At 64.4% G+C, this 25,539-nt stretch carries 19 protein-coding genes; 5 read left to right on the plus strand and 14 right to left on the minus strand.

Translation table 11 applies throughout. The annotated features are described in order from the left end of the window. Positions 1 to 49: 49 nt before the first annotated feature. Complete coding sequence (locus AC1M2K_RS15705; protein WP_480241751.1) at positions 50 to 817, plus strand: NADPH-dependent F420 reductase; 768 nt, start codon at positions 50 to 52, stop codon at positions 815 to 817. Here AC1M2K_RS15705 and AC1M2K_RS15710 read toward each other — a convergent pair. Further along, positions 792 to 1,634 carry a helix-turn-helix transcriptional regulator gene (locus AC1M2K_RS15710; protein WP_480241669.1) on the minus strand — a complete coding sequence of 281 codons (843 nt, stop codon included), beginning with the start codon at positions 1,632 to 1,634 and terminating at the stop codon, positions 792 to 794. The two genes, AC1M2K_RS15705 and AC1M2K_RS15710, sit on opposite strands and share 26 nt — an antisense overlap. Positions 1,635 to 1,843: 209 nt before the next feature. Here AC1M2K_RS15710 and AC1M2K_RS15715 point away from each other — a divergent pair, with 209 nt between their 5' ends. Next, complete coding sequence (locus tag AC1M2K_RS15715; RefSeq protein WP_480241670.1) at positions 1,844 to 2,788, plus strand: SDR family oxidoreductase; 945 nt, start codon at positions 1,844 to 1,846, stop codon at positions 2,786 to 2,788. Between the two features lie 97 nt (positions 2,789 to 2,885). Next, positions 2,886 to 3,983 (plus strand): SDR family oxidoreductase, encoded by a 1,098-nt coding sequence (locus tag AC1M2K_RS15720; RefSeq protein ID WP_480241671.1) that lies wholly within the window; start codon positions 2,886 to 2,888, stop codon positions 3,981 to 3,983. A 662-nt stretch (positions 3,984 to 4,645) separates the two neighbouring features. Here the strand turns inward: AC1M2K_RS15720 and AC1M2K_RS15725 are convergent. The 13 genes from AC1M2K_RS15725 to AC1M2K_RS15785 form a co-directional block, all read right to left on the minus strand. Beyond that, entirely contained in the window at positions 4,646 to 8,149 is a 3,504-nt protein-coding gene (locus tag AC1M2K_RS15725; RefSeq protein ID WP_480241672.1) for a peptidoglycan recognition protein family protein, read from the minus strand. Further along, positions 8,146 to 9,417, minus strand: a complete 1,272-nt coding sequence (locus AC1M2K_RS15730) for a hypothetical protein (protein WP_480241673.1) — start codon at positions 9,415 to 9,417, stop codon at positions 8,146 to 8,148. Before AC1M2K_RS15730 ends, AC1M2K_RS15725 begins: the two co-directional genes overlap by 4 nt. 21 nt (positions 9,418 to 9,438) lie before the next feature. Continuing rightward, the gene (locus AC1M2K_RS15735) at positions 9,439 to 9,939 is read right to left on the minus strand and encodes a hypothetical protein (RefSeq protein WP_480241674.1); all 501 of its coding nucleotides are present in this window, start codon (positions 9,937 to 9,939) and stop codon (positions 9,439 to 9,441) included. Between the two features lie 23 nt (positions 9,940 to 9,962). Further along, on the minus strand, positions 9,963 to 11,279 hold the full coding sequence (locus AC1M2K_RS15740; protein ID WP_480241675.1) for a hypothetical protein: 1,317 nt from the start codon (positions 11,277 to 11,279) through the stop codon (positions 9,963 to 9,965). After that, on the minus strand, positions 11,272 to 13,581 hold the full coding sequence (locus AC1M2K_RS15745) for a hypothetical protein (RefSeq protein ID WP_480241676.1): 2,310 nt from the start codon (positions 13,579 to 13,581) through the stop codon (positions 11,272 to 11,274). Before AC1M2K_RS15745 ends, AC1M2K_RS15740 begins: the two co-directional genes overlap by 8 nt. Before the next feature lie 294 nt (positions 13,582 to 13,875). After that, the gene (locus AC1M2K_RS15750) at positions 13,876 to 14,316 is read right to left on the minus strand and encodes a sigma-70 family RNA polymerase sigma factor family protein (protein ID WP_480241677.1); all 441 of its coding nucleotides are present in this window, start codon (positions 14,314 to 14,316) and stop codon (positions 13,876 to 13,878) included. 458 nt (positions 14,317 to 14,774) lie between these two features. Then, a complete protein-coding gene (locus AC1M2K_RS15755) occupies positions 14,775 to 16,472 on the minus strand; it encodes an alpha-amylase family glycosyl hydrolase (RefSeq protein WP_480241678.1) in 1,698 nt (565 codons plus the stop codon). Further along, complete coding sequence (locus AC1M2K_RS15760) at positions 16,469 to 17,770, minus strand: glycoside hydrolase family 36 protein (protein ID WP_480241679.1); 1,302 nt, start codon at positions 17,768 to 17,770, stop codon at positions 16,469 to 16,471. Before AC1M2K_RS15760 ends, AC1M2K_RS15755 begins: the two co-directional genes overlap by 4 nt. Then, a complete protein-coding gene (locus AC1M2K_RS15765) occupies positions 17,767 to 18,861 on the minus strand; it encodes a Gfo/Idh/MocA family protein (protein WP_480241680.1) in 1,095 nt (364 codons plus the stop codon). Before AC1M2K_RS15765 ends, AC1M2K_RS15760 begins: the two co-directional genes overlap by 4 nt. Continuing rightward, positions 18,858 to 19,916 carry a zinc-dependent alcohol dehydrogenase gene (locus AC1M2K_RS15770; RefSeq protein WP_480241681.1) on the minus strand — a complete coding sequence of 353 codons (1,059 nt, stop codon included), beginning with the start codon at positions 19,914 to 19,916 and terminating at the stop codon, positions 18,858 to 18,860. The genes AC1M2K_RS15765 and AC1M2K_RS15770 overlap by 4 nt, the downstream gene beginning before the upstream one ends. A gap of 51 nt (positions 19,917 to 19,967) precedes the next feature. Then, positions 19,968 to 20,888, minus strand: coding sequence for a carbohydrate ABC transporter permease (locus tag AC1M2K_RS15775; RefSeq protein ID WP_480241682.1), 921 nt, complete (start codon positions 20,886 to 20,888; stop codon positions 19,968 to 19,970). Then, the gene (locus AC1M2K_RS15780; RefSeq protein WP_480241683.1) at positions 20,885 to 21,916 is read right to left on the minus strand and encodes a carbohydrate ABC transporter permease; all 1,032 of its coding nucleotides are present in this window, start codon (positions 21,914 to 21,916) and stop codon (positions 20,885 to 20,887) included. The genes AC1M2K_RS15775 and AC1M2K_RS15780 overlap by 4 nt, the downstream gene beginning before the upstream one ends. Beyond that, positions 21,913 to 23,307: an ABC transporter substrate-binding protein gene (locus tag AC1M2K_RS15785; protein WP_480241684.1), complete on the minus strand. Its 1,395-nt coding sequence runs from the start codon at positions 23,305 to 23,307 to the stop codon at positions 21,913 to 21,915. The genes AC1M2K_RS15780 and AC1M2K_RS15785 overlap by 4 nt, the downstream gene beginning before the upstream one ends. Positions 23,308 to 23,436: 129 nt before the next feature. Here AC1M2K_RS15785 and AC1M2K_RS15790 point away from each other — a divergent pair, with 129 nt between their 5' ends. Together AC1M2K_RS15790 and AC1M2K_RS15795 are read left to right on the plus strand one after the other, a co-directional pair. Further along, complete coding sequence (locus AC1M2K_RS15790) at positions 23,437 to 24,579, plus strand: ROK family transcriptional regulator (RefSeq protein WP_480241685.1); 1,143 nt, start codon at positions 23,437 to 23,439, stop codon at positions 24,577 to 24,579. A 271-nt stretch (positions 24,580 to 24,850) separates the two neighbouring features. After that, positions 24,851 to 25,474, plus strand: coding sequence for a ScbR family autoregulator-binding transcription factor (locus AC1M2K_RS15795; protein WP_480241686.1), 624 nt, complete (start codon positions 24,851 to 24,853; stop codon positions 25,472 to 25,474). Positions 25,475 to 25,539 lie beyond the last annotated feature (65 nt).

Here is a 25,539-nt window from a genome sequence, read left to right on the forward strand (position 1 = left end):
TGACAAGGTCAACGCAACAGGATGTCGGTTGCCGTCCGGTAGCCCGCCGGTGAACGGGGAAAGACCGGACCGTTCCTGCGACCCGTCCGGGCGCGGCGCTGCAGGACGATCTCGTCCCGGAAGCCTCGGCGCTATCGAGCCCGCGCCTAACGCCCGCCGAGGAACAGGTCGGAGTCGGGCTTCCACGCTGTCGATCGCAGCGGGCTACGAGGTCCTGATCGCGAACTCACGTGGACCAGAGTCGCTGACAGGCCTCGTCGACGAACTCGGTCCCCAGGCACAGGCCGGCGACGTCCGTGCATCAGCAGAGTTCGGCGAAATCCCGATACTGGCCATACCACTTACCGCCTATCCGAAGCTGCCCGCAGACGTGTTCGCTGGCAGGACGATCCTCTCCACCGGGAACTACTACCCGTATCGGGACGGTCGCATCGAGCAACTAGATACCCTCGAGACCACGACCGCAGAATACGAGCAGGCCCTCCTGCCGGGCACCCGGATTGTCAAAGCGTTCAACAATATCGTCGCGCACCACATCCCCCGCCTCGCCGACTCTCAGCCGCACACCGCGCTGCCGATAGCTGGCGACGACACAGAGGAGAAGACGCGTACGTCAAGTATCGTCCCGGGCCATGCCACTTGGGAACGCTTAGCTGGAACCCCTTACGGACGGTTCTCGACGGCTGCGAAGCTCGACTTCCCACCGAGGTGCTCCTTGTGCGACATAACCACCGTGACGGATGCTTCGCCACCGATAACGACTCCGGCCCATTTCGAATGGCCTCATGCTGTCAGCGAAGCGTCTGAGCTCCAATAACGGACAGAAGTTCCAACTTCTCATGACTCTCGGTACCTGGGATGGCGGTATAGACGAGCAGCGAGTGCGACTGAACAGGGTCGACCAGCGTCTGGCAGGTCAATTCGAGTGCTCCGAGTTCGGGGTGGGCGAAGTGCTTGATCTCTTTGGGACGAAGGCCGACCTCGTGGTTGCTCCACACCTCTCGGAACTCCTCGCTGCGGTCCAGGAGCAGGTCAGCGATGTGCGCCGCACGGGAGCCGGGACCACGTAACGTGACTACTCCCCTCAATCCTGAGACCCACAAGCGAGTGAGATACGGATGCTCCTCAGGGGCGTAGAGCTGTCTCGCGGCGGGCTCGGTGAACCAGCGGTAGCCGATACTTCGGGCAGGCCCCGTGTAGGCGGTCAGATCCCCGGTGAGCGCGACACCGAGCGCGGTTTGCCGCAGTGTCTCTCCGAGTTCAGTGACAATCTCAGCGGGCGTATCGCGCAGACGATCGAAGATGCGCAGCAGTCCCGGTCCCACGTGCTCGCCGCCCGCCCCACGCGCCGGTGGGTTATGACCGGCGAGCCGGAAGAGGTGGTCTCGCTCATCGAGCGAGAGATGGAGGCCCTGCGCGATCGACGCGATCATCTGCTCGGACGGCTGAGGCCCGCGCTCCCGTTCCAGCCGCGAGTAGTAGTCGGTCGACATGTGGCAGAGCCCGGCCACCTCCTCCCGCCTCAGCCCGCTCGTCCTTCGGCGCTGTCCACGTGGAAGGCCGACGTCCTCGGGCTGCAGCGCCTCCCGACGGCGCCGGAGGAACCCCGCCAATCCTGCCCGGTCGATCTCCATGGGTGCCTCTTTCCCTCCTCTCCATTCTTGCGGCTCGCTCGGTGCACATTCACGGCCTGGCGATCCCCCCTTCTCGACAGCGTGATCCGGGACGGACAAGCCTGATTCTGAAAAAGGGGCCTCCCGTATCCACGGATCAACCGGCCCTGAATAACTTCGCAGTCGTCGACGACCGTGGAGGAAACGAAACCACTTTCAGGAGAGAACACATGCCACGCAAACCGATCGATATCACTGTCCCCGACCTGTCCGGCAAACGCGCCGTCGTCACCGGAGCAAGCGACGGCATCGGACTTGGCATCGCCGCCAGGCTCGCAGCGGCCGGCGCCGAGGTACTCCTGCCCGTGCGGAACCCGCGCAAGGGTGACGCCGCGATAGCCACAATCCGGCGAAAGGAACCCAACGCGGACGTGTCACTCCGCGAACTCGACCTGTCCTCGCTCGCCTCCGTCGCCAGCCTCGGCGAGACCCTCCGAGCCGAGGGCCGGCCGATCCACATCCTCATCAACAACGCCGGCGTCATGACCCCGCCCGACCGGCAGGTGACCGCCGACGGCTTCGAACTTCAGTTCGGGACCAATCATTTGGGGCACTTCGCCCTCGTGGGCCACCTACTTCCGCTGCTTCGCTCCGGCAACGCACGCGTCACCTCGCAGATCAGCGTCGCGGCGAATAGTGGGGCCATCAACTGGGACGATCTGAACTGGGAACGCTCGTACGACGGCATGAAGGCCTACAGCCAATCGAAGATCGCATTCGGGCTCTTCGGCCTCGAACTCGACCGTCGCAGCCAGGCAGAAGGCTGGGGAATCACGAGCAACCTCGCCCACCCAGGAATTGCGCCGACGAACCTGCTCGCGAAGCGTCCTGAACTCGGCCGTGACGCGGAGACCTCAGGCCGGAAGATCATCCGAACTCTTTCGGAACGGAGCATCCTCCTTGGAACCGTCGAGACCGCGAAACTCTCCGCACTCTACGCAGCGACCTCCCCCGAAGCTGAACGCGGCGGATTCTACGGGCCGCGCGGTTTTGGGCACATGGGTGGCGCTCCGGGTGAGCAGAAGCTCTACTCGAGACTTCACAGCACCGAGGATGCTCAGCGCACGTGGCGAGTCTCAGAAGAGCTCACACAACTGTCGTACACCGCTGCATGAGGACTGATGCAAGTCGCCCGCGAGCATCGCAGCCCTCATTGAACTCCGCCGGGTTCGCCAAAGGAATAGAGCGTTCCACTGTCATCTTGTAACGAGGATGACCGCAAACCCGAATAGTTCTGCCAACGGATCGAGGACCGCGCTCGTGGTTGGTGCATCCGGCATCACCGGGTCGGCCCTCGTCGACCTCCTCAGCCATGACGGATGGGAGGTACTGGCGCTGTCTCGTCGGGCTGTGAGCAGCGAGAATGTGCGAGGCATCACCGCCGATCTGCGCGATCCGGCAAGCCTGGGAGCTGCCCTCGCCGCCGAACGCCCGACGCACGTGTTCTTCACCGCCTGGCAGCGTCAGGCCACGGAAGCCGAGAACATTGCAATCAACGGCGCGATGGTCCGGGACCTCCTGGCCGCGCTCGAGCATGCACCGCTACAACATGTGGCACTCGTCACCGGGCTCAAGCACTACCTCGGACCCTTCGAGGCGTACGCCGCGGGAGAAATGCCCGATACTCCCTTCCGGGAGGAAGCCGCCCGGCTCGACACCCCGAACTTCTACTACGCGCAGGAGGACGAGCTCTTCGCTGCGGCCGCACTCCAGGGGTTCACTTGGTCGGTGCATCGATCGCACACCGTCATCGGCCACGCCGTCGGCAATGCGATGAACATGGGATTGACCATCGCCGTCCAGGCGACCTTGGCGAAACACCTCGACCTGCCGTTCGCCTTCCCCGGCAGCGCGGCTCAATGGAACGGTCTCACTGACATGACCGATGCGGGGGTCCTGGCTGAGCAGATGGTCTGGGCCGCGACCCAGCCTGCTGGCCGAAATGAGGCATTCAACATTGTCAACGGAGACGTCTTCCGCTGGCGTTGGATGTGGCCGCGGCTCGCGGACCTTCTCGGCGTGCCCGCAGAGCAGGTCGTCGGCTTCGAGGAGCGCGCACGGCCGCTGGAGCTGCAGATGGCTGAGCACGTTCATCACTGGCCAGCGATCGCAGCCGAGCATGGCTTGATCGAAAACGATATATCCCGGCTCGCCTCGTGGTGGCACACGGATGCTGATCTCGGACGGGAGATGGAAGTCGTCACCGATATGGGCAAAAGCCGCGCCGCAGGATTTCTCAGTTTCCGTCGGACGGATCAGGCGTTCGCCGACCTTTTCGATCGCTACCGCGCAAACCGCCTCATCCCCTGAATGGACTCAAAGGGGACCCTTAGGGGTTTAACTCCCTCGTCAACCTCGGTGATGGAGCTGCACTCGATCCACCATCTGCAAGACGATTCGTCAAATATCTCGAAACCCTCCGTTATGTAGAAGCGCCACTGGGCCGGCCAGAACTCCTTCAGATTACGCAGACGGGTAGGACATTCTTCGGACTTTTGGTCAGCTCTAAAGTTGCCCGCGGACGTCGTGAGGTTCCCTGTAGAGAACTAGGACGCGAATTTTGTGGCTCGGCTCGCCCTTGGGGCTCACGTCCTCCTCGCGAGGCGTTCGAATGGCCTGATGAGCTGCTTGGACATCCGAAGCAACGTCACATCTTGAGATATGAGGTCGCCTGAGCACGTGAACTGCCACGGAGCGATTGGATGTAGCCCCGCTACTCCTGACACGAGGTCCAGTCGTATTTGGTCGCCACTGTTCCATGGCTCGAAGACACACGCCACCGTTGAGTCAAACTCGCCGTCTCCATGGCGGCAGGACAGCCACCTGGTCGGATTGGACAGCCGGTACTGCCACACTTGGGCACTGAATCCCGACTGAAACCGAATGCCTCGGATCCATCGGCATCGGGTTGTCATCATCATCGCAGCAGCCGCACCCAAGCATGATGCGACCCGTCTCGAATTCCCAACGGTTCAGAAGCTCATGGGGCTCGAGGAACGCTTGAACGACTGCGCGATCCGTGCCCACTGAACTGCGCGCATGATCGGTTTGTTGACGACGGCGATCCCGCCATGGTCCCGGACGAACCGAGCGACGCCCCGCTGAAGACTCTCCCACAGTGCCTGCTGCGCAGGCGCGCCGATCATGTGCCCCGCCACCGTCTCGAGCGCGGAATCCCATCTATCGATCGCACGCGTTCTGACCTCCCATCCGCCCTCTGTCTCGTTGATTCCAAACGACCGGATGCCGCACAGCGGATGCCTTCCCACCAGCCGAGGCCCGGTCTCCATGGTCGCGAATACCCACCCGCCTCGCTGGTCCTCCGCCCAATGATCGACGCACATCACGGCGAAATTGTCAGGCCCGATGGCGTCTATTTTGACAATCGCTCCGAGGGGATGGTTCGACCGCCACAGGTCCGCCTCAACGGCGTCCAGAGGTTCGAAGGTTGCATAGGCCGTGTCAATGAAGTCGTTGATGTTGAGCCGCACTTTCTCGATCAACGTCGCAGGAGTGAGTTCTGCACCGTTCACGTGTGGAACCTTCTTCACCGTGACGGTGAAGTCGTCCATATTGGCGTCATAGCCTCGCCCATCCTCGATGAGCTGGAGCGGCCAGTACGGCTTCGTTGAAGGGGATTGCTCGCCCGACAGGCTTGCAATTTTCGCCCTCGGCCGGTTGAACCAGGCAGGCGGCCAGGATTGGAACGGAGAGTTCGGCAGGTGAAGCAGTGGCGCCCACCCCGAGAGCAGCAAAGTCAGGTGAAATGGAGATGATTCTCGGTCGGTAAGAGTGAGATTGACATCCCCTTGTGGGGTCGGTGCCTCGCTTGGGCCCTCCGGTAATCCAGCCGAAGCATCAGTCGCTTCGGCAATCGGCAGAGTCATCGCTTGAGCCCCGAACGAGGACACACGAGAGGGAGCGGTTTCGAAATCAGCGCGGGCCATCTCCTGAAACCCGCCACGACCAGCATCCTCGTCGTCAGTTCCTTCGCTGTCCGCTGACTCGTCGTCTTCGTACGCCCAGAGCCCGGTGCTCTCTGCCTCGAACCACTCGTCTTCCAGCTCCTTGGTAGCGGCTCCGAAACCGGGAGCGACTCCCTGAATCTCCGTCCACACGCGCCTCCAGTCGAAGTACGGCTTGTCACGGTGCGCTCCGGGATCCCACCCGCCCCCAGCGTTTTCGCGGCCACCGAGACCCTTGTACGGGTACGGGCAGAAGTCTTCGTGACCGAGAAGACCGATGCTAGGGGCTGCGGATATCGCAAGCCCATGTCGCCGCGAAACGTCGACGATGAGCCGGGCCAGCGAACGGTACTGCTCATCGGTGTAGCCGTAACCGGGCAGCATGACGAGCTCGACTCCGACGGTGCGTTGGTTGGGATAGGTGGCGCCCGATGTCAGAAGATCGATCGGAGAACGGGCTCCAAGCGGATTCCACACACGAGTCCACCAGTCGGGCGCTTTCCACGTCTTGAAGTAAGCGCGACCTCCCGCCCCTCCCCATGTTGTGTGTGCAGCCTGACGATTCTCACTCGCCGTCGCATAGATCGTGCCGTTGAAATCGATAACGTAATGGGCGAACCCCTCCTTGCCCGTGAGGTAGTGGTCGAGCGCGTATTCGACCGCCGCCTTGCTGTAACCACTCTTGATCGAGCGCGAGGCGGGCCCTCCCCCTGTGGTGTGCACGACGATCGACCCAAGCGCGCCCGTCCGCGGGGCTGGCGACGCTCGCAGGCCACGAAGGCTCACCGACAGTGGACTGATGACGGCACCGGACGGCAGCGACTTCTGCACGGCGGGACCGCCGTGGATCGGTCCGATTCTCGGACCCGACAAGAGAATCGGTTGCACGAAGGAGTCACGGATCGCGAGCCACTCGCGCTTCAGCGCGTCATCACCCTTGCCGAGTTTGCTGTTCCGCCTGTCCGGGTGACGCAGGAAGAAGACCTTGTTCGTGAGGCCGTTGAGGTCGCGCTTCCCAGCGACGAGTTCCGCGGCGACGACGGCCTTTTCCATGGTCGACGCGATCCACCTCCGGGTGTCGGCGAACCACTCTTGTTCGAATGCGAGACGCCCGACTGTCTCATCCGTCTGCTCGAATGAACTCTCGTCGTCCTCGTCCTCGTTCTCGTCCTCGTCTTCGCCCTCGTCCTCGAATCCGAGTCCCTCGAGCTCCCACCCCTCAGGCTCTGGCTCCTCGAATGCCGGTTCTTCCAGCTCCTCCTCCCCGGCTTCCTCAAGGCCTGTGTCGTGCCCTGAATCTTCTTCCATCTCCCGTTCGAGTTCGCTCGCGGAGGTGCCAGGGGGGAGCACCTTCACAGCATCCGCGGGAAGGTCCTTGGCACGCAGATCGAGGAAGAACGCGTTCTTACGTTGATCGATGCCGGCCACATCGCCCACCCATCGCCACTTCTTCAGGGCGGCCGTGTCAATCGTGTATTGCCGCCACTGCGCAAGCGTGGGTTCGGCGCCGCCGTGATTTTGCCGGTAGTACACGCGGGTCGATGCGAACTCGCTTGCCAGCCCGATCCCCGGGTTGGCGAGCCGCCCGCTCAATGCCCGGAGCGCAAGAGCTCTCGCCGCCGGTTTGACCGAGGCCCACGGCGCCGCCTGAATGTCGAGGTGTTTCTGCAACTGGCCCTTCGGGATCGACGGGTTCTTGGCATAGAACCCTCCTGTCCTGCGGTAGCCCGGCTTGTTCATGCTGCGTTGCGCAGCCCTCCAGTTGATCAACACCGGTTGCAGCGTCGTCGAGTACGCGCGCACGAAGCCGCTGAAGGTCGGGTAGCTGGTGTGAGCAAACAGCCCAAAGCGGTTGAGCATCGCCGACAGTACAGCAGCGCTGTCGGCGTCGTCGTTGCCGCCAGTCTCGTGCACGAGCAGTTTCGCTGTCCACAACAGGTCGGATGGCGTGAACTTGTAGGTGAAGTTCCGACCACCACCGCGGACGACGAGGGTGCCGAGCTGCACGTTCGGGACCGTGACGCTGGACCCGCTGCCGGTTGATCCGGAGGATGCGGGGGCGCTCGCAGCGGGCGCTGCGACGCCGGAGCCGGCGCCGGCGGCGGCCAGTCGTGTCCAGGTCTGCGCTCCGACGATCCCATCGGCGGCGAGGCCGACCCTCGTCTGGAAGGCTTTCACGGCCGCTTCAGTCCCGGCTCCGAACTTTCCGTCGACCTGGAGGGGGAATCCGGATGCCGTCAGCCTCGTCTGGAGACGGCCCACGGCGTCACCCGAACTGCCGCGTTTGAGAACGGTCGAGCCCGGAGGTGTTCCCTCGTAGCGTTCTTCCCGTTCGGCGAGGATACCGGCAGCGAACGGAGAGACGAGTTGCTCCATCACGGCAGCGGAGAATCGGCTTTCACGGTTGCCGAATAGCGGTCCTTCGGCGACGAAGACCGCCTGTTCGCCAGCCTGGAGTTGACGCACCGGCAGGAGTTCGTCGCCGTTGCCTTGGCTGTTCCACCCTGTCATGAGCGCGGCACGGGCTGGACCGTGCCCTCCGCGCCGACGAGCACTCCCGGCGACGGCACGCGGAGCGGCTGGGCGGAAACGGTCGGCCGTACTCCGGCCGGCGCCGCTGGTCTCGGCTCCTTGACGTAGTCTCCGGTCGCCGACTGCCAGTTGTTCACGATCGTAATCATGTCGCGCTCGATCTGGGTTCCTGGCTGGTAGAGCGTTCGAGCACCTGTGGCGGTGTCGAACAGTCCCGCCTCGATGCCACGGAGGATCGTTGACGCCGGTCTGGCAAGTTCGAACAACTCGCGGGAGCGCGGGGCCGATCGAAGACCGACGCGGTCCGCAATGGCAGCGAGCCGATCCGCCGGGCTGGATGCGGCCGCCTGAAGGTCGACCACGATTGGCGTGGAGTCCTCGACGGTGAGGTGGAACCAGTTGAGCATGCTCACGTACGAGAACTCCTCCCTCGCGAGCGCACCACCGCGACGGCGGTTGGTGAACATGTCGTGCAGCGCACGGCAGATCATCGCCACATAGGTCGGGTCAACCGGGTTTGGACCGCCGGAGTTGTTGATGTTCTCGCTTCCGATCCACACCTGGCGCAGCAGATCCGTCCACTTCTGCCGGAAGTCGGAATTCCATCCGGCACCCATGAGAGCGTTCCAGTCGACCGGAGCGCCCTGTGGCCGCCACGGTTCAGGAATGTCGTGCGGCAGCGGCAACCCGAAAAACCGCCTATATGCCCACCGGCGGTTTTCGCGGGCGTTCGCTCGCACTTCGCTGACGACGCCGGTTATTGCGAACTCGGGCGGGTCACGGAAGAAGAGTTGCTCGGTGGTGCGTGCCCAGGCGACGCTCTCCGGACTCAGCGTGCCGAGTGTCTCGCCTGAGACAATTCGGCGAAGCACCTGAGCGAAGATATCGACGATACCGGTACTTTCGATGAGGTAGGCGTAGATCAGGTGGTGCCAGAGCAGGGGTTCGCGGACCACGTTCGCCCCCGCACTCGCGAAAGCAACGGCAGAGGCGGACAGCCCTGACTCGGGCAGCTCTGCGGGGAACTTTTTGCTGGGAAACCCCAGGACGTCGATGAACGTCGGGTCCACAAATTTCCAGATGGTTCCGTTCGACGTTTGCAGCTGGGGTGCGCGCCTCGCGTCAGCCCAGGCCTCCTCCAGCCAGCGATCGAGCTGACGGGGGTTCACGCGAAAGACGGCGGGGTTCTGTGGGGTCGGGGTGCCGCCGGTTCTGGCGACGATCGACGACTCGAGTTGGTCAAACATTGTTGTTTCCTCTCTCGGGAGTCAGAGCTGGAGCCGGCCGAGGGCGACGACCGCACCGTCTGGGATGTCGAGAATTTCGATCCCCTCGATGTACTCGGGATCGAACGTAATGGTGACTGCTGTGCCATTCGTGAGGTTGTCGAGCGCGGTGACAGTGTCGGCGTCATCCACCCGGGCGCGTATCCTTGCAGCCCGCGCACCGTGCAGGTCGACGAAGGTGAGCGATCGGTGGCTCCGTGTCACCTCGACGACGCGCAGCTCCGATTCGAACGTCGAGCCGCGGCCGAGCATGCTTCCCAACGCCGTATAGGCGAAGTCGACCTGTCTCTGGAACGCTTCGTCCTCGGCCACGACCGGAGGCGGCGCGCTCCTCTCCGCGAGCTGTTTGACTGCAAGGGTGAGCGACGCGATCTCCTGAAGGAGCTTCGTGTTCGGGTCGGGTTGCGAGCCGGAGCCCGATGAAGCGGAACTCTTTGAACTGTGACTGGACGTTCCCGAGGACTGCGTGGGGTTCTGTGTCATGATCTTTCCCTTCGATGGTGCGTTCAGGCCGCCCGGCTGGGCGAGAGCGTTGCGTCGGATGCCGTCCCCGGCAGAGCGATGGAAGCATCCGTCGAGGTGCGCGCGGCGTCGTTGCCGAGGTCGACCAGCCAGCGCTCCATGTTCGATCGATGCTCGAGCGACCGAGCCGGGTCGAGCGCGGTGCGGGTGACGAGGATCGCGAGAATGCGCAGTGACTCGCGGCGACGCAGGTATGACGAGGTGAGGAGCGAGGGGCCTGCCTGACGCGCGAAGGTTTCGAGGGCGGCTGGTGAGACGCGTCTGGGATCGAGCAGTGAGGAGAGCGGTGCGCCACGGAACGCCGCCATCGGGTGGCGGGTGCAGACGTCCGCGATGTCTTCGAGGGCGGCCATGCTCGCGCGAGCGACATCCGCGCCTTCTCCCCTGGCCCGATCCAGCGGGTGCCGATGCATCCAGGCAGCCGCGACCGCGTCCCAGGGACCGTCGCCGAACCATCGACGGCAAAGCGCCACATTGAACATGACCCGCGCGAAGGCGAACGGGTGAGGATCGCCAGGGCGGATGCGCAGCACCGCCTCTGTCGGTCCGTCTACGACGTTGCTCAAGGCGAGGACAGGTGCCCATCCTGCCTGAACGAAAGCATGGACATCGCCGACGATTTCGGACGCCCACCCGGACCACACCTGCGCGAGCTCGCGCGAGCGAGGCGTGAGGCGTTCCTCCAGAGTGTCCGCCAATTCGGGCGCCCAACCGGTGAGATGACTGACCTGGTGTCCTGTCTCGTGAAACAACGAGGTCGAGAAAAAGAAGTTGTGCCGGGTCAGCTTGACGGCAGCCGCCGGCGATGGATGGCCGGCATCCCAAAGGCGGACTCCCGCCCTGAGGATCGCGGCGCCAAGGCCGGTATCGATGTAGACCAAGGCCAGCGGCGGTTCGATGCCCAGTTTTCCGAGGATCGCCGCGAGGCTGTCGCTCGCGAGAGTGTCGTACCCGCGGAGCAGGTCGCGCAGCCGGGGGCTGGTGCGGCTGTTGATCGCGTCGCCGTAGAAATCGAGAACGGTCTCAACCTGCAGGTACCGCCGCCTCAGCTCGAGCACGGCGCGGCGGATGTCTTCAAGGTCGGCCCCGCCGTCGAGCCTATCTTGGAGCATTCGGCCCTCCGTGCCCAGCTGAGCCACGATCCCCTCGAGTCTGGACCGGACCCGTCTCTGCAGATAGGACTCCATCGCCGTCCACGATCCGGGCGAGGCGACGGCATCCATGTCGGCGAGTCCCGCCACCGCAGTGCGCCAGTGGGCGACTTCGCTGAATGTCTGCCTGCGATCGGCGTCGTCAGACACGCTTCATCCCCGGTGTGATGCGCAGCGCTGTGGCCTCGGTGGTCCCGGATTTGCCGACGGCGGCCTTGTCGGGAAAGGCGAAGTCGAAGTCGAGTGTGATACCTGATGCGGCGTTACGGGCCGCATCAGCCAGCACAGGGGCAGCTTCGGGCAGCCGCGCGGCGACCGCGCGGAGCATTCCCTCGATGAGGGAACGTGCGAGATCGCGATCCCGACCCTCGGGAAGGACCACCTGCCGTCTGCGGAGCATCGCGGTGAGGCGGCGGGCCATCGCCTGCTCGAGTGCCGGGTCGAGGATGCCGCGAACACGGGCGATCACCTGAACCATGTGTCGCTGGGCAACGTGCGCGGACAGCGCGTGTGCATCCCTCTCCCCGATGAACAACCGCACAGACACCCGGGGGTTCGCCGTGCTGAAATCGGTCCGGAGTGAGAACCGAGACCGACCTCGAATAGCGGCGCCACGTACCTTCAGACGGAACAGTCGGCTGCCACGTCCTGCAGGCCTTCCTGCGGATCCCCCGCCGCGAGCCAGTGCGGGGTTTCGGGTGAGAGCGGCTGCGGCGACCTCCGTCAGGACAGCGAATTCACCGAGCGCGTCTGACGGACGCTCCTCGGACTCGAACGCCGCGATCTGACCGGCTGTGCCTCCCGGGAGGAGTTCATAGACTTCGAGCTCCGCCGATACCGGCCAGTTCTCTTCGCCGGACTCGTCGAGACGACGTTCGAGTGTTTCGCCTCCGCTCAGGACGACCGCTCGGGCCATCGGCCGGGTCACCCGCAGCGGGATGATCGGGCTCAGCTTCCGATAGCGATAATGTCGACGCCCTGAACTCCGCGGCATCATCAACCACACGCCGGCTTCGGTTTCGTCCTCGGTGTCGACGATGTCGCTGCGCAGGACGCTGGTGGGCAAATTTCTGGCCGCAGCTTCAGCGAAGGCCTCCTGCACTTCTGCGGCGACGAGCAACTCGTCGGCAAGAGACTCTGCCGGCAGCGACAGAACGCGGTTGGCCGTGTCCTCCGCGGTCGCGACGAGCGCCTCGGTGCCGAGGATGTCTCCGGACTCGGCTTCCAGCCCGAGAAGTCCGAGGCCGGTGCCGGCAAGGTGGGTCGACAGTTGCGCTGCGGCCTGCTTTCCGATCTTTCCCTCGATGAGCGCGGCGATCGGCCGGGCGATGACGTTGATGATCCTCTGCCTGCCGATCTTCGAGATGGCGAACCGGATCGCGGGTTTGGCTGCCATGACGGCCGGCAGGAATCTCTCCAGTTGCTCGGTCGGCGGTCGTCCATCTGGCAGTTCGAGCAGTTCGCGCGCAAAAGCCTCTCGCGCGCTGTCGAGAGCCTCAAGCGGATCTGGCGCGTTTCCTGATCCGGTAAAAAGCTCTTGTTCGAACTGCTCGCGTTCGAGCTCACCGGCAAAGGTCAGTCCGGGCGTCTCGTCGGCGATCCCCTCGTCGGAGGACAATGCTTCGGCTACCTCCCGGTCGAACCATTCCGCAAGTGCTTCGCCGCCGATCAGGTCGTCGGTCTCAGCCTCGGACACACCGAAGCTTTTCGCCAGGCGGAGAGCGATCGGGCGCAGGGCCGGTGGAAGCTTGTCTGCGAGCTTCGAGCCGACGATCTTATCCATGACGAGCTTCAGGATCGCGGCCGCCTTGCCACGGATCAGCGCGATCACCGGTTTGAGGGCAAGGCCGGCGACGGCGGCGACTCCCTTCTTGGCCAGGGCGAAAGCCCCGCTGGCCGCTTTCTTGAGCTTGCTGACGATGGAAAAGCCGAAGAGTTCTTGCGCGTCTCGTGGTGACACGAAGCCGGATTCTCTTTCCAGAAAGCCAAGCGCTTCGTCGAAGTCGCGTTCATGGAGCGATGCGAGTGGGCGGTCGCCTATGCGCGCATCGAGCTCACTGAGAACGCGGTCCGTATGCTGCGCCACCTCGGCCAGCCAGCGCGCCGGTGCTTCCCGGGCAAACTCTCCTGACGACCCTCCCGGCCCGGCGAGGGCCTGGAGATACTTCCCGGACCCCTCCGCCACGAGCGCGTCGATCGCCTCGGCGAACGACTCGTCATCGAGCTCGGAAAGGAGGGCGTCGGATTCGTCCGAGGTGTACTCGGTGTCCTCCCGGCGACCCAGCGCACCGACAAACGGCGCGGAGAGGTAAGGCGCGCCGCGGGATTCAGCCCACGTCGACGCTTCGGCCTCGACCTCGACCCGGCCCGCGCTGAACGGCGAGTCGGAAATGTTGCCGGCGGCTGATTCGCCATCCGCTTCAGCGGCTCCTGTGAACGAGGCAATACTCACGACAACCTCCACGAAGCACAGCACTGTGCTTTCGTAACTGTGCCCTCTAGCTCGGCGCCTGCCGCAGTCGCCGCAGGCGCGACTTCACTCGCATTCGAGACCTTTACGGTGCGCTCCACAACCGAGGTGGACGCTTGTAAGACATGCACCCCAGCTCGTGACGGCGGCGGCGCAGTCAAGAATATAGACCCGCCTCGACCGCGTGGCTAGGGGGCAATTCAGGCAACGCGGCACGTGCAGCGGCGACCGCACGGTCAACATCGGCAGCTGTGGCGACCACTGGGCCGGCACCCGTCAGATCCGATTCCAGTGACGCAGTTTGTCCGGCTGCAGGCGGATCCACACCGTGCTGATGAGCCGCCCGGCGAAATCGATAGTGATGTTTGCGGCCGACGCGTCGTCCCGAAAGAGAAGAAGACCCGCCTGACCGTTGACGGGGCGTTCCGCAATTCGACGACCTGGCTGGACCTCCAGACCGTGGAAAAGGAGCGGGACGGCATCGTGCGTGCCCGTCACCACGCGGATGGTCGGGGGGTCTGCATCGCCGGCGTCGACCACCACGGCGACGTCTGGGTCCAAAAGCGGTGTCAGGCGGCTAGGGTCGCCGCTTTCAGCAGCGACCCGAAACGCCCGAACCGCTCGATACCGATTCGGGCGGGCCAGCCACTCCCACACGACAGCCCATAGCCCGGACGCCACGGGGGTTCGGGAGCGGTCCTTGGAGGTGATCGACATGCTGCACCTCAGCTTCGCAGCTCGCGCCATGGGGTGCTACGGCCCGCTCTGAAAACAGGGCTGCTCTCGCGGCCGGTATCGCGCCTATTGCGGATTCTCATGGTCTCGCGCTCCTATTGCCGGCGCTGTTCGGATCGCCGGACCTATCAGCTATGTCCGGATGAACGGGCGCTTTGTGACATTCCGGTGGAAAGCGGATCCACGCAGCGGGCTTCCCCCGCCGGCGTGTGCCCCAGACGTGATCCGCTCCTGCGGGCTTCTCCGCCGCACGGCGCCTGACACCCCGGTCCTTTCTGTGAAGGACTCGCCGCGCGCACGAGCGAGAGACGACCGATCAGGCCGCGCTGCCAGGCGTCGTTGATGGGTCCCCACGGCGCTGCTTCGAACGGCCATGAGCCCGATGGGGCGCTCCGGTGACCTTTCCCGTTCCGCCATTGATCTCAAACGCCACGGACGCGCTACTGCGGTTTCAGCCAGACGTATCCGAAGGGTTCCAGTTCGATACCCTCCGACGAACGGCCCGAGATCACGTCCGTCCCCGCCAGCGACGGCAACGAGAGCTTCTGGTCGCTGACGTTGATCGCGGCGATCACCTCGTTCGGCGTTCCCGCTGCACGACGGACGACGAAGACGCGGGGGTCAAGGACTTCGATCTGCTGATCGGCGAAGGGTGAGAACGCGGGCAACTCTCGACGCAGCTCGAGCAGCGTCCTCAGGCCTTCGAGCATCCCCGATCGACGCGGCGACGTCTCGAGTTCTTTCGCGAGCTGGTCGGCGTCGAGCACTTCCCGGTTGATCCGCCGTGGGATGTCGCTCGCCTCCATCCCGGCACGATCCTGGCCCGAGCCAAGGAGCGAGTGGTAGTAGATCGCGGGAACGCCGATGAGCGACAGCAGAATGGCATGCGCCGCCAGTCCCCGCACGACAGCCGATGCATCCGGATCCTGGTCGTTTGGGTCCACCAATGCGTCCAGGAAATTGGTGTTGAGCTCGTACACATCCTCCGTACCATCCGCGTGCCTGGCCATCGATACGCGCCCGCCGCGGGCAAGCGCGCGCGCGACGAGGAGAGCACGGTCGTCGTCGGTCAGCAGGCCTCGGGTTGGACGGATACCGATCCCGTCGTGACTCGCGAGGAAGTTGAACCACGTCGCAGTATCACTCACCGGGCCAATGGTGCTTGCCCATTCTGAGAGCGTCGTGGCGCTGCCGGTCACGAATGCGTGCAGCACGAGCGGAGGCAGCGCGAACTGGTACACCATGTGTGCCTCGTCCGACCCGTTGCCGAAGTAGGTGATGTTATCTGCGTGCGGAACATTCGTCTCGGTCAAGAGCAGCGTTCCGGGCGCGAGTTCATCGACGAGGATTCGCCACAGTCGAATGATGGCGTGGGTTTGTCGCAGGTGGATGCCGGTGGTGCCGGACTCCTTCCACAGGAAGCCGATGGCGTCGAGGCGCACCGTGGTTGCGCCACGCGACAGGTATCCGAGCAGGACGTCGGTGAGGTCCAGGAGCACTGCCGGAGTCCTCGGGTCGACGTCCACCTGGTCAGGTCCGAACGTCGTCCACGCCCGCGCTACCGTCCCGTCCGGGCGCTGGTACTCATGGACGAGCGGTGTCATCCGGGGACGCACGACTCGCGAAACGTCAAAGTCTCGTCCGGGCTCGAGGAAGTAGCCGGCATACCGCGGATCACCTGCGAGCCATCCCTGGAACCACGGGCTGGAGCTGGACAGGTGGTTTGCAACGAAGTCGAGCGCCAGCGCGTGGTCCGCCCGAAGGTCCGCAACGTCGTCCCACGAGCCGAGCTCCGGGTTGACCTCCCGATGGTCCACCACCCCGAACCCGTCGTCTGAGGTCCACGGGTAGATCGGAAGGAGATGGACGTCGGTGACGGCGTCCCGGACGTGATCACTGAGGACCGATGCGAGCGTGTGCAGCGGTGTCTCACCCTCTCGCCGAAAAGCATCGCCATAGGTGATGAGGTAGGCAGAACCCTCGTCGGGTCGCTCCTTGTCCGTGGGGCCCAGCTCCGGAGCCCAGCGCTGTGCGAGATCGAGGAGCGTTTCGAGTACCTCATCGGCGCGCTCCGCGTAAAGCTCGGCGACGAGCGGACTGAGTCGGCTCCTCAGGTGGTCGAGGTCGACATGAGTCATCGTGTTGGCTCCTTCAGCAGTTGGCGGACCAGATCGAGCCCGTGATCGTCAAGCTCGGAGATCCGGTCCGAGAAACCGCGCAAACCCGGCGCAGCGAGGACGATGTCGGCCCATTCGTCCCGGAGCGCGAAGGAAGGGCGGGCGACGAGGCAATCCGGATCGGTCGTCCACAGGCGTCCGTGTTGCCATGCCCGTGCTTCGAGCGACATCCGGCCTCGAAGCCCCTGGGAGCCGTCCTCGCCGCCCTCGTGGAAGGTGTCGGGTGAGACACGCATCGCGTCGACCAGACCGACGCTGGGGAGCATCGGAGCACCGCAACCCAGGATGTAGGCGTCCTCGCCCATGATTTCGCGCACGAGTGCGAGCCCGGAACGGTAAGCAGCGACTGCCGTGACATCGCTCGCGTACCGGTGCGCAGGTACAGCGCCCGAGTACAGGAAATCGAGTTTGAGGTAGTCGACCCCGAGGTCACGCAGGCGGGAGAACACCTCCGTGAGGTACGTTCGCACGTCGGGGTGTGAGAGGTCCAGACCGACGAGGTCGTCGCCCCAGTTGTAGCCTGCGGGCCCGGTCAGCCAATCCGGATGCCGTTGCGCGAGGTCGGAGCGCGAGCCGACCGAGAACGGCGCCAGCCAGACGCCCGCCCGTCGTCCGCTGTCGCGGATCGCCGCGACGGAGTCGGCGAGCGACCCGAACCGGGGATTCGGCTTTGTCCACTCCCCCGTGCCGAGGCTCCATCCATCGTCGATCTGGACGACGTCGACCGACAGTCTCCGCTCGTCGATCGCTTGCAGATTCTCCAGGACGTCGGCCGCCGTGACATCTTCGAAGTAGCGGTACCACGTGCACCACACCCGAGGCGCAGATGCTTCGATACGGGCACCGTTCGCCCTGCCGAAGCGGTCTCCGAAGCTTGTGAGTGCCGGGTGCGGTTCTGCGGACGTTGCCGGGGAGGCGTTTGGCACCGTCCACTGCTCGACGGGTTTGTCGGCCTCCACGATGAGCCGATCACCCCGCCACACGGCACGGATCGACGGCACGTCGACCGAGGCGTCCAGCGTGCCGTAGACCCGTGCCGCCGCACCATCTCCCGGGTCGACGATGAGAAGGCCTTCTCCCTGCACCCCTTCCTCGGGCAGGGGTGTTCCGGGGCGGAACCGCATGAGGTGCTGCCATCCTTCGTCGGGACGCTGGAGCGCAACGCCTTGCCGATACCAGGTTGTGGGGCTCCAGCTTTGCCATCCCTCGGTGTAAACCTCGGCCGCCGCACTGACCGGTATCTCGTCAATGATGTTCATGCGGCGTTCCTTCGGGCGGTTGCGGGGGTGAGAATGAGATCGACGGGCTGCACGGGCGAACCGGCTGCCTCGGCGGAGGCCGTTGCGGCGAGGCCGATCCGTACGGATGCTGCTACGTGAGCTGCCGAGTTTTCCGGTTCGCGATCTTCATCGATGGCCGTCAGGAGTTCTCCCATCGCGCCAGCGAAGCCGTCGGTGAACCACTGGCCCTCAAGAGCGAATCGGGTGCGCGAGTCGCCGCGGTCGAGCTCCAGGAAGTCACTGCCGAGGAGGACGCTGCCCCGGATGGTTCCTTCGGTGCCGTGGATCCAGAAGGGGCAACCGCCGGACGTGGTCTGGGCGTTTCCGACGATGCGGATGGAGGCGCTCGCGCCGGTTGAGAGTGACAGCTGCAGGCCTGCGTGCCAGGGGTTGCGTGCCGCATCGGGTTGACCGGGAACGCGCGAGTCCTGTGCCGTCACCGACGTCACCCGGGAGGCTTCGAGCCAGCATCGGGTGATGTCGATCCAGTGCACGAGGTAGTCCGCCAGGAGCATGTGGGGTATCTCATCGAACGCGGTGCCAGCGAGTGGGGGAAGCGGCTTGTCGTGCAGGTGCGTCACACCGACGACCTCGCCGATCGCACCGTCGCGGATGAGCAACGTGGCCAGCCGCCATGCAGGCGCCCATCGAGCGTTCTGATTCACGGCGACCCGCACGCCTCGCTCGCGAGCGAGACCGAGAACGTCGAACAACCGGGGAAGCTCTGACTCTTCGATACTCAACGGTTTCTGCGCCAGGACATGCTTGCCGTTTTCGACTGCCGCCTGGATCAGGTCGAGTCGCCCTGTAGGTCCTGTGGCGAGATCGACGACGTCGATCTCAGGATCCGCCAGCAGCCCCGCAACGGTGTCGTGCACGGTTTCGATTCCGAAACGGGTCGCCAGGTCCTGCGCGGAACCCAGTGTCCGCGAAGCGACGGCCGTGACCGGGATGCCCCACGCGGCGTACGCGGGGAGGTGTGCGCTCCGAGCGATCGCGCCTGCGCCGATGAGGCCGACGCGAAGCCGGGAAGCGGGAACCTGCGGCCGGTAGTCGGGCAGGTCGATCATCGGGTGCGCTCCGGCGCGGCGTCGAAGCGAAGGACTGCTTGCAGGATCGCGGGGTCACCCGCGTCCAGGCGCGCGAAGATGTCGGAGACCTCAACGGCATCCACGACGTCGGTGATCAGCGCCTCCGCGTCGACCGCTCCGGAGAGGATGAGCTCCATGACCGTGCGAACCAGCCGCGGTTGGTCCCATTTGCCCCCCAGGCCGACGGGCACGCCGGAGATCTGGCTCGCGACGAGGCGCACGCGATTGTGGTGGAACTCCTCCCCGAGACGCAGATTGGACGCGCCGCCTTGATAGAAGCCGGATGCCGCGACCAGACCCTCGACGACGACAGACCGCACTGCCTCGTGCAACGCCCGGTCGGCACCTGACAGCTCGATAGCGCTGTCCGCCCCTCCACCGGTCGCTTCCCGGATGTAGGCACCAGCGCCACCCTCGCGGAGGGCATCGACCGTGTCGACGGCGCCGAACGCGGCGGCCTTCTCGAGCCGTCCCTTGACCGTGTCGACGGCGAGCACACGACCCCCGGACAATGTCGCAAGCCGAGTGGCGAGCAACCCGATGACGCCTTGCCCGAAGATTGCCACATGTTCACCGAGCCGGACGTCGGCCGCGAGAACGGCGTTGAGCGCGATCGACGCGACCCGAGCGAATGTGCCGAGGACCGGATCGACGCTCGTGGGCATCTGCCGCCACTCGAGAGCACTTGCCGGCAGTACGGCGTCGCTGCGGTGACCCCAGATGCCGTGGACGATGTCGCCGACGCTCAGCGTCGAGACGTCGTCAGCGACCTCCACGACCTGCCCGACTTCCGAGTAACCCCACCCTTGCACGGGGTAGGCGAAGCTGGGCTGGCCGGGTACGAACAGGCGCCGCTCGCTGTCCCATGTGGCGTTCAGGTAAGGGTTCGTTCCCCGGTAGGCGGTGAGTTCGGTGCCCGCGGAAATTCCCGAGTACCACGTGGCCACTCGTACCGTGCCTGGGACGAGTGGCGCGGCGTCGATCTCGACGAGTTCGACCTTGCCGGGTTCGGTGAACTGGACAATCTGAGGCACGGACGTGCACTCCTTCCGTTTTGCGAAGGTTAAGTGGCGGAACCGAAAGGATCAGCCCTTTTCGGCACCAGCGGTGAGCCCGCCGACGAGGAGGCGCTCCGAAGCGAAGAAAAGAACGATGATGGGCAGGGTGATGATGACGGACCCGGCCATGAGTACGGTCGTCGGTACCTCGATGCTGCCCGAGAGCTGCGAGAGGCCGAGCGAGACGGTCCACGAGTCGCGCTTCTCCACGAGAAAGAGCAGGGCGAAGAGGAACTCGTTCCAGGCGATCATGAAAATGAACAGACCGTTCGAGACGACAGCAGGCATGGCAAGCGGAAGACTGATCTTCCACATCGTCTGCAGGCGCCCGCAGCCGTCGATCGCCGCAGCCTCCTCGAGCGAGACCGGAACCGTCGCGAAGTAGTTGCGCAATGTATAGATCGAGACCGCTGCGACCTGCGAGACATACACGATGATCAGCGCGACCAGTGATCCGCGCAGTCCCACCTGCGTGAAGAAGACGAAGAGCGGCACAGCGAGCAGGATGGCAGGAAAGAAATACACCGCAAGGAAGAGCCCTGACACCTGGCGACGACCGAAGAACTGCAGGCGGCTTACCGCGTAGGCGCCGGGGATCGTGACAAGCAGCGTGAGCAACACGGTGCTCAGCGCTACGAGCAGCGAGTTGCGCATGAAGACGATGAAGCCCTGGCCGCCATCCGCAACGGGGGTCAGCACATCGACGTACGTGGAGAGGTTGAGCTCTTCGAGCGAAATCCACAGCGCCCCAGGGTTCTGGAGCAGCGAGTCCAGCGACCGGAAGCTCAGCAGCGCCATGTAGTAGAACGGAAACAACGCGACGATCATCAGCAGGACGATCACGATGGGCTTCAAAACCCTGAAAAGGCGGTTCTCGAAACGGTCGCGGTTGAGGCCGCGGCGCTGGGGACGAGAAAGCACCCTCTTGTCGAGACCTGTGGCGGTCATGCCTGTTCCTCCTGTCGTCCGAAGAGCCTGAGGTAGACGGTGACGAGAATCGCGAGGATCGCCGCGAGCACGAGCGCCTGAGCCGCAGCAGCTCCGATATCGCCGCGGGCCGTCATGTAGTCGAAGACGCGTACGGCAACCACCTGGGTTCCCGCTCCCCCGCCCGTCAGGAGGTAGATGTCGTCGAAATTGTTGAACGTCCAGATGAAGCGGAGCACGGTCAGGACAGCGATGGTCGGGACGAGTTGTGGCCAGAGGATGTGGGCGAATCGTTGGCTCGGCGTCGCCCCATCGATTCGGGCCGCCTCGTCCAGGGATTCAGGCACCGCCTGGAGTCGGGCCGTAAGGAACAGGAAGGCGAACGGGAACGACCGCCACGCCTCGAAGCAGATCACCGTGACGAGGGCGATGGGCACCTGGATCTCGAGTCCGAAGATAGACACGGGTAGCCACCGCTGGGAGAGGAAGGCGACCGGCTCGGACCATCCGAGTACCGTCTGACCGAACCAGTTCACCAGGCCGTACTGCGGGTTGAGGAGCGTCGACCAGACAAATGTGGCCGCGACGACGGGAGCGACGTACGGAAGTAGCAGCGACGCGCGGATGATTCCGCGTCCACGGAAGGGCTTACGCAGGGCGAGCGCGGCGATGAGCCCGATGCCGATGGCGAGACCGGTGCCGAATACGGAGTAGACGATCGTTGTCCACAGCGCTTGCAGGAAGCCTGGCGAGGTGAGCACCTCGACAAAGTTTTCGACCGTGTATGAGCCGAACAGGCCGGTCTCACGGATGTTGATCAGCCTGACCTTTTGGAACGCAAGTGCGACGGCCCAGACGATAGGAACGACGACGGCGATCAGGATGATGGCAAGGGTCGGTGAGATCAGCAGCAGGCCGGCGCGCCGTTCCTCACGGTTGCGTCGCGAGCGGCCGCGCCGGGGCGCAGCACCTGCGCTGAGATCAGGCCCCTCATCCGGGATCGCGGGGGGCCGACCCGAAAGGTCGGCCCCTCCTGACAACTGGGTCACTGGAGCGACTCCTGGACGGATCGCGCCGTCTCGGCCGCCGTGGTCGCGGCCTGCTCGGCTTCGGCGCCCTGGGTGACTTCATTGACGGCACTGGCGACGGGCTGCTCACCCTGAAGTGCTCCCAACAAGTCTCCCTGACCCTGAGGGATGCCCCACCGCGCGATGTTCGCGGGGCCGGCGGCAACAGCGTCGAGCACATCGGCCGAGTAGAAGTCCGAGAGAGGAGCTTTCGTGTCAACGCCGGCAGGAAGCGTGGCCCAGACATCGGAGTAGCGCGTGGGCTCTTCCGGCGTTCCGAAGCGAGCAGGCACCTTGCCCTCCGGTGCGATGGCGATCCAGTCTTCGTAACCGTCGCTCATCATGAACTTGATGAACTCCTGGGCGTCCGTCGCGTTCGCGCCGTCAGTGATGGTCCACGACGTGATCTCGCCGAACTGCGCAGGTTCGTCAGAGTTCGGTCCTGCAATCGAGGTGACGACGCCGGTGTTCTCGGCAAGGAACGCCGGGTTTTCGGCGCACTCCGGGCAGGTGGGTTTGGCGTCGTTGCGCAGGCCTGCCATCTCGTCCAGCACGAAGCTCGACCAGATGAACATCGCGGCCTGGCCTCCGAAGTACGTGGCACGGGTCGTGTCGACGTCCTGGGCGCCTGGGACGGAGTAGTTCGAGATGAGGTCGCCGTAGAAGTCGAAGGACTCGACGCACTGCTCGGAGTCGAGGGTGATCTCGGCATCCGAGTCGACGAGCTGGCAGTCGTTCCCCAGAGCGATCTGCTCGAACGTCTGCTCGGTGAACGCGTCACCCGGCGCGGTCGCGCCAACGAAACCGGCAAGCTCAGGAGAATTCAGCGCTTCTGCCGCCTCGAGGATCTTGTCATACGAGTCCGGTGCGTCGAGGCCGGCTGCCTCGAAGAGGTCCGTGCGGTACAGGAGCATCTGGAGCCAGGATTCGCTGGGGACGGCGAGCTGTGCGTCGCCATCGGCGGTGAGCTCGAGTGCCTTGTCGGAGAACGTCGACGGGTCGAGGTCCTCGACGACGGCGGAAACGGCCTCGGTGTCGATGAGTTCGCTCGCCGAGAGGGTACGCACCTGCGGGAGTGAGATGCCGCCGATGACGTCGGGAAGGTCGCCTGCTGCGGCCGACGACGTGATGAGCTGGGCGAACTGGTCCTCCGCGACCGAAACCACCTCCACGTCGATGCCGGACTCCTCTTCGAAGTCGGCGACGATAGCCTCCGTGGCGGCGACGCGGTCGGGCAGGTCCTCCTGGACCCAGAACGTGATGCCCTCATCGTCCGCCCCATCGCTATCCGCATTTGATGTACAGCCAGTGATTGTGAGCATTGCTACCGCTGACACTGCCATCATGGTCACTGCCGTGGATCGGATCTTCATCGTGCGCCTCCTTGAGCTTGATGCAGGGTGATGTCAGCCGCACTCGCACGACCGATACGTATAAAAGTTAGGTGTGTTTTGTCTAACTGTCAAGCATAATGAAAACACCAGAAAGCAGGAGGTCGGAGAATGCCCGGACCAGGCGATGTGCTGGCACTCATTCGAGAGCACGGCAAACTTACCCGCGGCGACGTCCTCGACCTCACGGGCCTGTCGAGGATGACGGTCTCATCACGCATCGATGCTCTGCTCGATGTGGGATTGATCGTCGAGCGAGGGACCGAACGCGTCACGGGCGGTCGCCCATCCAGGCGGCTTGAGTTCAACAGCACACACGCAACCGTGGTGACGGCCTCGGTCGAGACGACTCACACGACGGTCGCGCTGACAGATCTGGCTGGTCGAGTGCAAGCAGAGGAGCGCGTCGCTGTCGCGGTCGCCGATGGACCCGCCGTCGCCCTCAATGCCATAGCCGAACGTGCCCGGGCCCTTCTCGACGAACGCGACCGCCCACGGGTCGCAGCGATCGGGATCAGCGTGCCAGGGCCGGTCGACCCCGACACCGGCCGGCCAAGCCAGCCACCCATCATGCCCGGCTGGGACGCCTACCCGATACCCGAGCACCTCCGCGATGCGCTCGGGGTTCCGGTTCTGGTCGCGAACGACGCTGACGCTGCAGCTCTGGGTGAGCAGCGTACCGCTTACCCCGACTCCCGGTCGCTGTGCTTCATCAAGGTGTCGTCGGGAATCGGCACCGGGATCGTCCTCGGCGGCAACGTTTACAGGGGCACCGATGGCGGTGCTGGCGACATCGGGCACGTCAAGATCGCCGGATACGAAGACCTGGTGTGCCATTGTGGCGCCAACGGATGCCTCGCCGCAGTCGCTTCCGGAGGTGCCGTCGCGCGTGCCCTCACAGCGCTGGGAAAGCCGGCCGCGTCCGGTTCTGACGTCGGCAAATACCTCGCAGCGGGCGACACCGATGCGGCACGGTTGACGCAGGAGGCGGGCCGGGTCATCGGCGGGGTCGTGGCGACCGTCGTGTCGCTTCTCAACCCTGCCGAGGTCATCCTCGGGGGGATGCTTGCATCCGCGCCTCTACTGACCGGTGTCCGCGAGACGCTCTATCCCCGTTCCCTTCCACGAGCGACCCGCCACTTGAGTGTCGGCCTTGCAACGCTCGGACAACACGGAGCCACCGTCGGCCTCGCCGCCCTTGTGGTGGACCGCGAGTACTCGGCCGCTGCGGTGGACCGCTCCTTGAGCGGGTGAGACTAATGATGCCTCGGTGATGGTGCAGAGCTGACTTCTTTAGGCCATCCAAACGCATCTCGTACGACGGACAGAGCCTCCGCCGGAGTCGGGCTCGAATCGCCACGGCTCGGCTAGCGTACAAAGTACGGATTGCAGTGGCTTGCGGCGACAACCGCTTGAGGCCAACGCTTAGCCACACGTAAGGGTGCGGCGAGTAGGGTGCTGATCGAAGAATCCTATGCAGCTGTAGGCCATGATTTCAGCTGTTACCAGCGAACGAGGACCCAAGATGCCCCAGCAGCAACGTGCCGTGGATACGCGGCGTATCGCGCTAGTTGGGGCTGCCGTGACCATCGATCGGCACGGTTACGGCGCCGCGACGATAGCGGAAATGGTGCGGGAGAGCCGCATTACCAAGGGCGCGTTGTACTTCCACTTTCCCTCGAAGGAGGCGGTCGCCGAAGCGATCATCGCGTCGCAGAGCGAATGGCTGGACCGTCACATTGAGACCGACGACTCACCGGTGCAGAGAGTCGTCGACCTGTCGTATGAGTTCGCGGAAGCTTTACTTTCTGATCCGTTGATGCGAGCCAGCATCCGAATGACAGTTGATCGAGCTGGCCCACCAAAGGCAATCGCGCACGGCTACAACTCTTGGATCGTCGCCGTGACCGAGCTCCTCAACCGGGGACAGGCGGCGGGAACTCTCTACGACCATGTTGTAACCGATGACTGCGCTTTTGTCATTACTTCCGCCATCACTGGGCTTCAACTGACGAGTGACGCCCTATCGCAACGTCGAGACCTGACTGAACGGGTTGAGAGCTTCTGGATGATGATTCTTCCGTCAATCATTCGCCCGGAGTTTCTTCAGACGCTCGACGCCAGGCCGCCAACCAAGCGGGGTGCGTGAAGCGGCTTCGGCTAAACAAACCGTCTGGAAGGTTTGTGGGGTAGCTTGAGACGTGTGACCGCTCA

The organism is Mycetocola sp. Y171, from assembly GCF_056713165.1.

Excerpts from the sequence above, each read along its gene's own strand:
- AC1M2K_RS15755 (WP_480241678.1), bottom strand. The coding sequence starts at position 16,472 with ATGACTCATGTCGACCTCGACCACCTGAGGAGCCGACTCAGTCCGCTC.
- AC1M2K_RS15795 (WP_480241686.1), top strand. The coding sequence starts at position 24,851 with ATGCCCCAGCAGCAACGTGCCGTGGATACGCGGCGTATCGCGCTAGTT.
- AC1M2K_RS15750 (WP_480241677.1), bottom strand. The coding sequence starts at position 14,316 with ATGTCGATCACCTCCAAGGACCGCTCCCGAACCCCCGTGGCGTCCGGG.
- AC1M2K_RS15710 (WP_480241669.1), bottom strand. The coding sequence starts at position 1,634 with ATGGAGATCGACCGGGCAGGATTGGCGGGGTTCCTCCGGCGCCGTCGG.
- AC1M2K_RS15725 (WP_480241672.1), bottom strand. The coding sequence starts at position 8,149 with ATGACAGGGTGGAACAGCCAAGGCAACGGCGACGAACTCCTGCCGGTG.
- AC1M2K_RS15730 (WP_480241673.1), bottom strand. The coding sequence starts at position 9,417 with ATGTTTGACCAACTCGAGTCGTCGATCGTCGCCAGAACCGGCGGCACC.
- AC1M2K_RS15760 (WP_480241679.1), bottom strand. The coding sequence starts at position 17,770 with ATGAACATCATTGACGAGATACCGGTCAGTGCGGCGGCCGAGGTTTAC.
- AC1M2K_RS15785 (WP_480241684.1), bottom strand. The coding sequence starts at position 23,307 with ATGAAGATCCGATCCACGGCAGTGACCATGATGGCAGTGTCAGCGGTA.
- AC1M2K_RS15765 (WP_480241680.1), bottom strand. The coding sequence starts at position 18,861 with ATGATCGACCTGCCCGACTACCGGCCGCAGGTTCCCGCTTCCCGGCTT.
- AC1M2K_RS15790 (WP_480241685.1), top strand. The coding sequence starts at position 23,437 with ATGCCCGGACCAGGCGATGTGCTGGCACTCATTCGAGAGCACGGCAAA.
- AC1M2K_RS15715 (WP_480241670.1), top strand. The coding sequence starts at position 1,844 with ATGCCACGCAAACCGATCGATATCACTGTCCCCGACCTGTCCGGCAAA.
- AC1M2K_RS15775 (WP_480241682.1), bottom strand. The coding sequence starts at position 20,888 with ATGACCGCCACAGGTCTCGACAAGAGGGTGCTTTCTCGTCCCCAGCGC.
- AC1M2K_RS15720 (WP_480241671.1), top strand. The coding sequence starts at position 2,886 with ATGACCGCAAACCCGAATAGTTCTGCCAACGGATCGAGGACCGCGCTC.
- AC1M2K_RS15735 (WP_480241674.1), bottom strand. The coding sequence starts at position 9,939 with ATGACACAGAACCCCACGCAGTCCTCGGGAACGTCCAGTCACAGTTCA.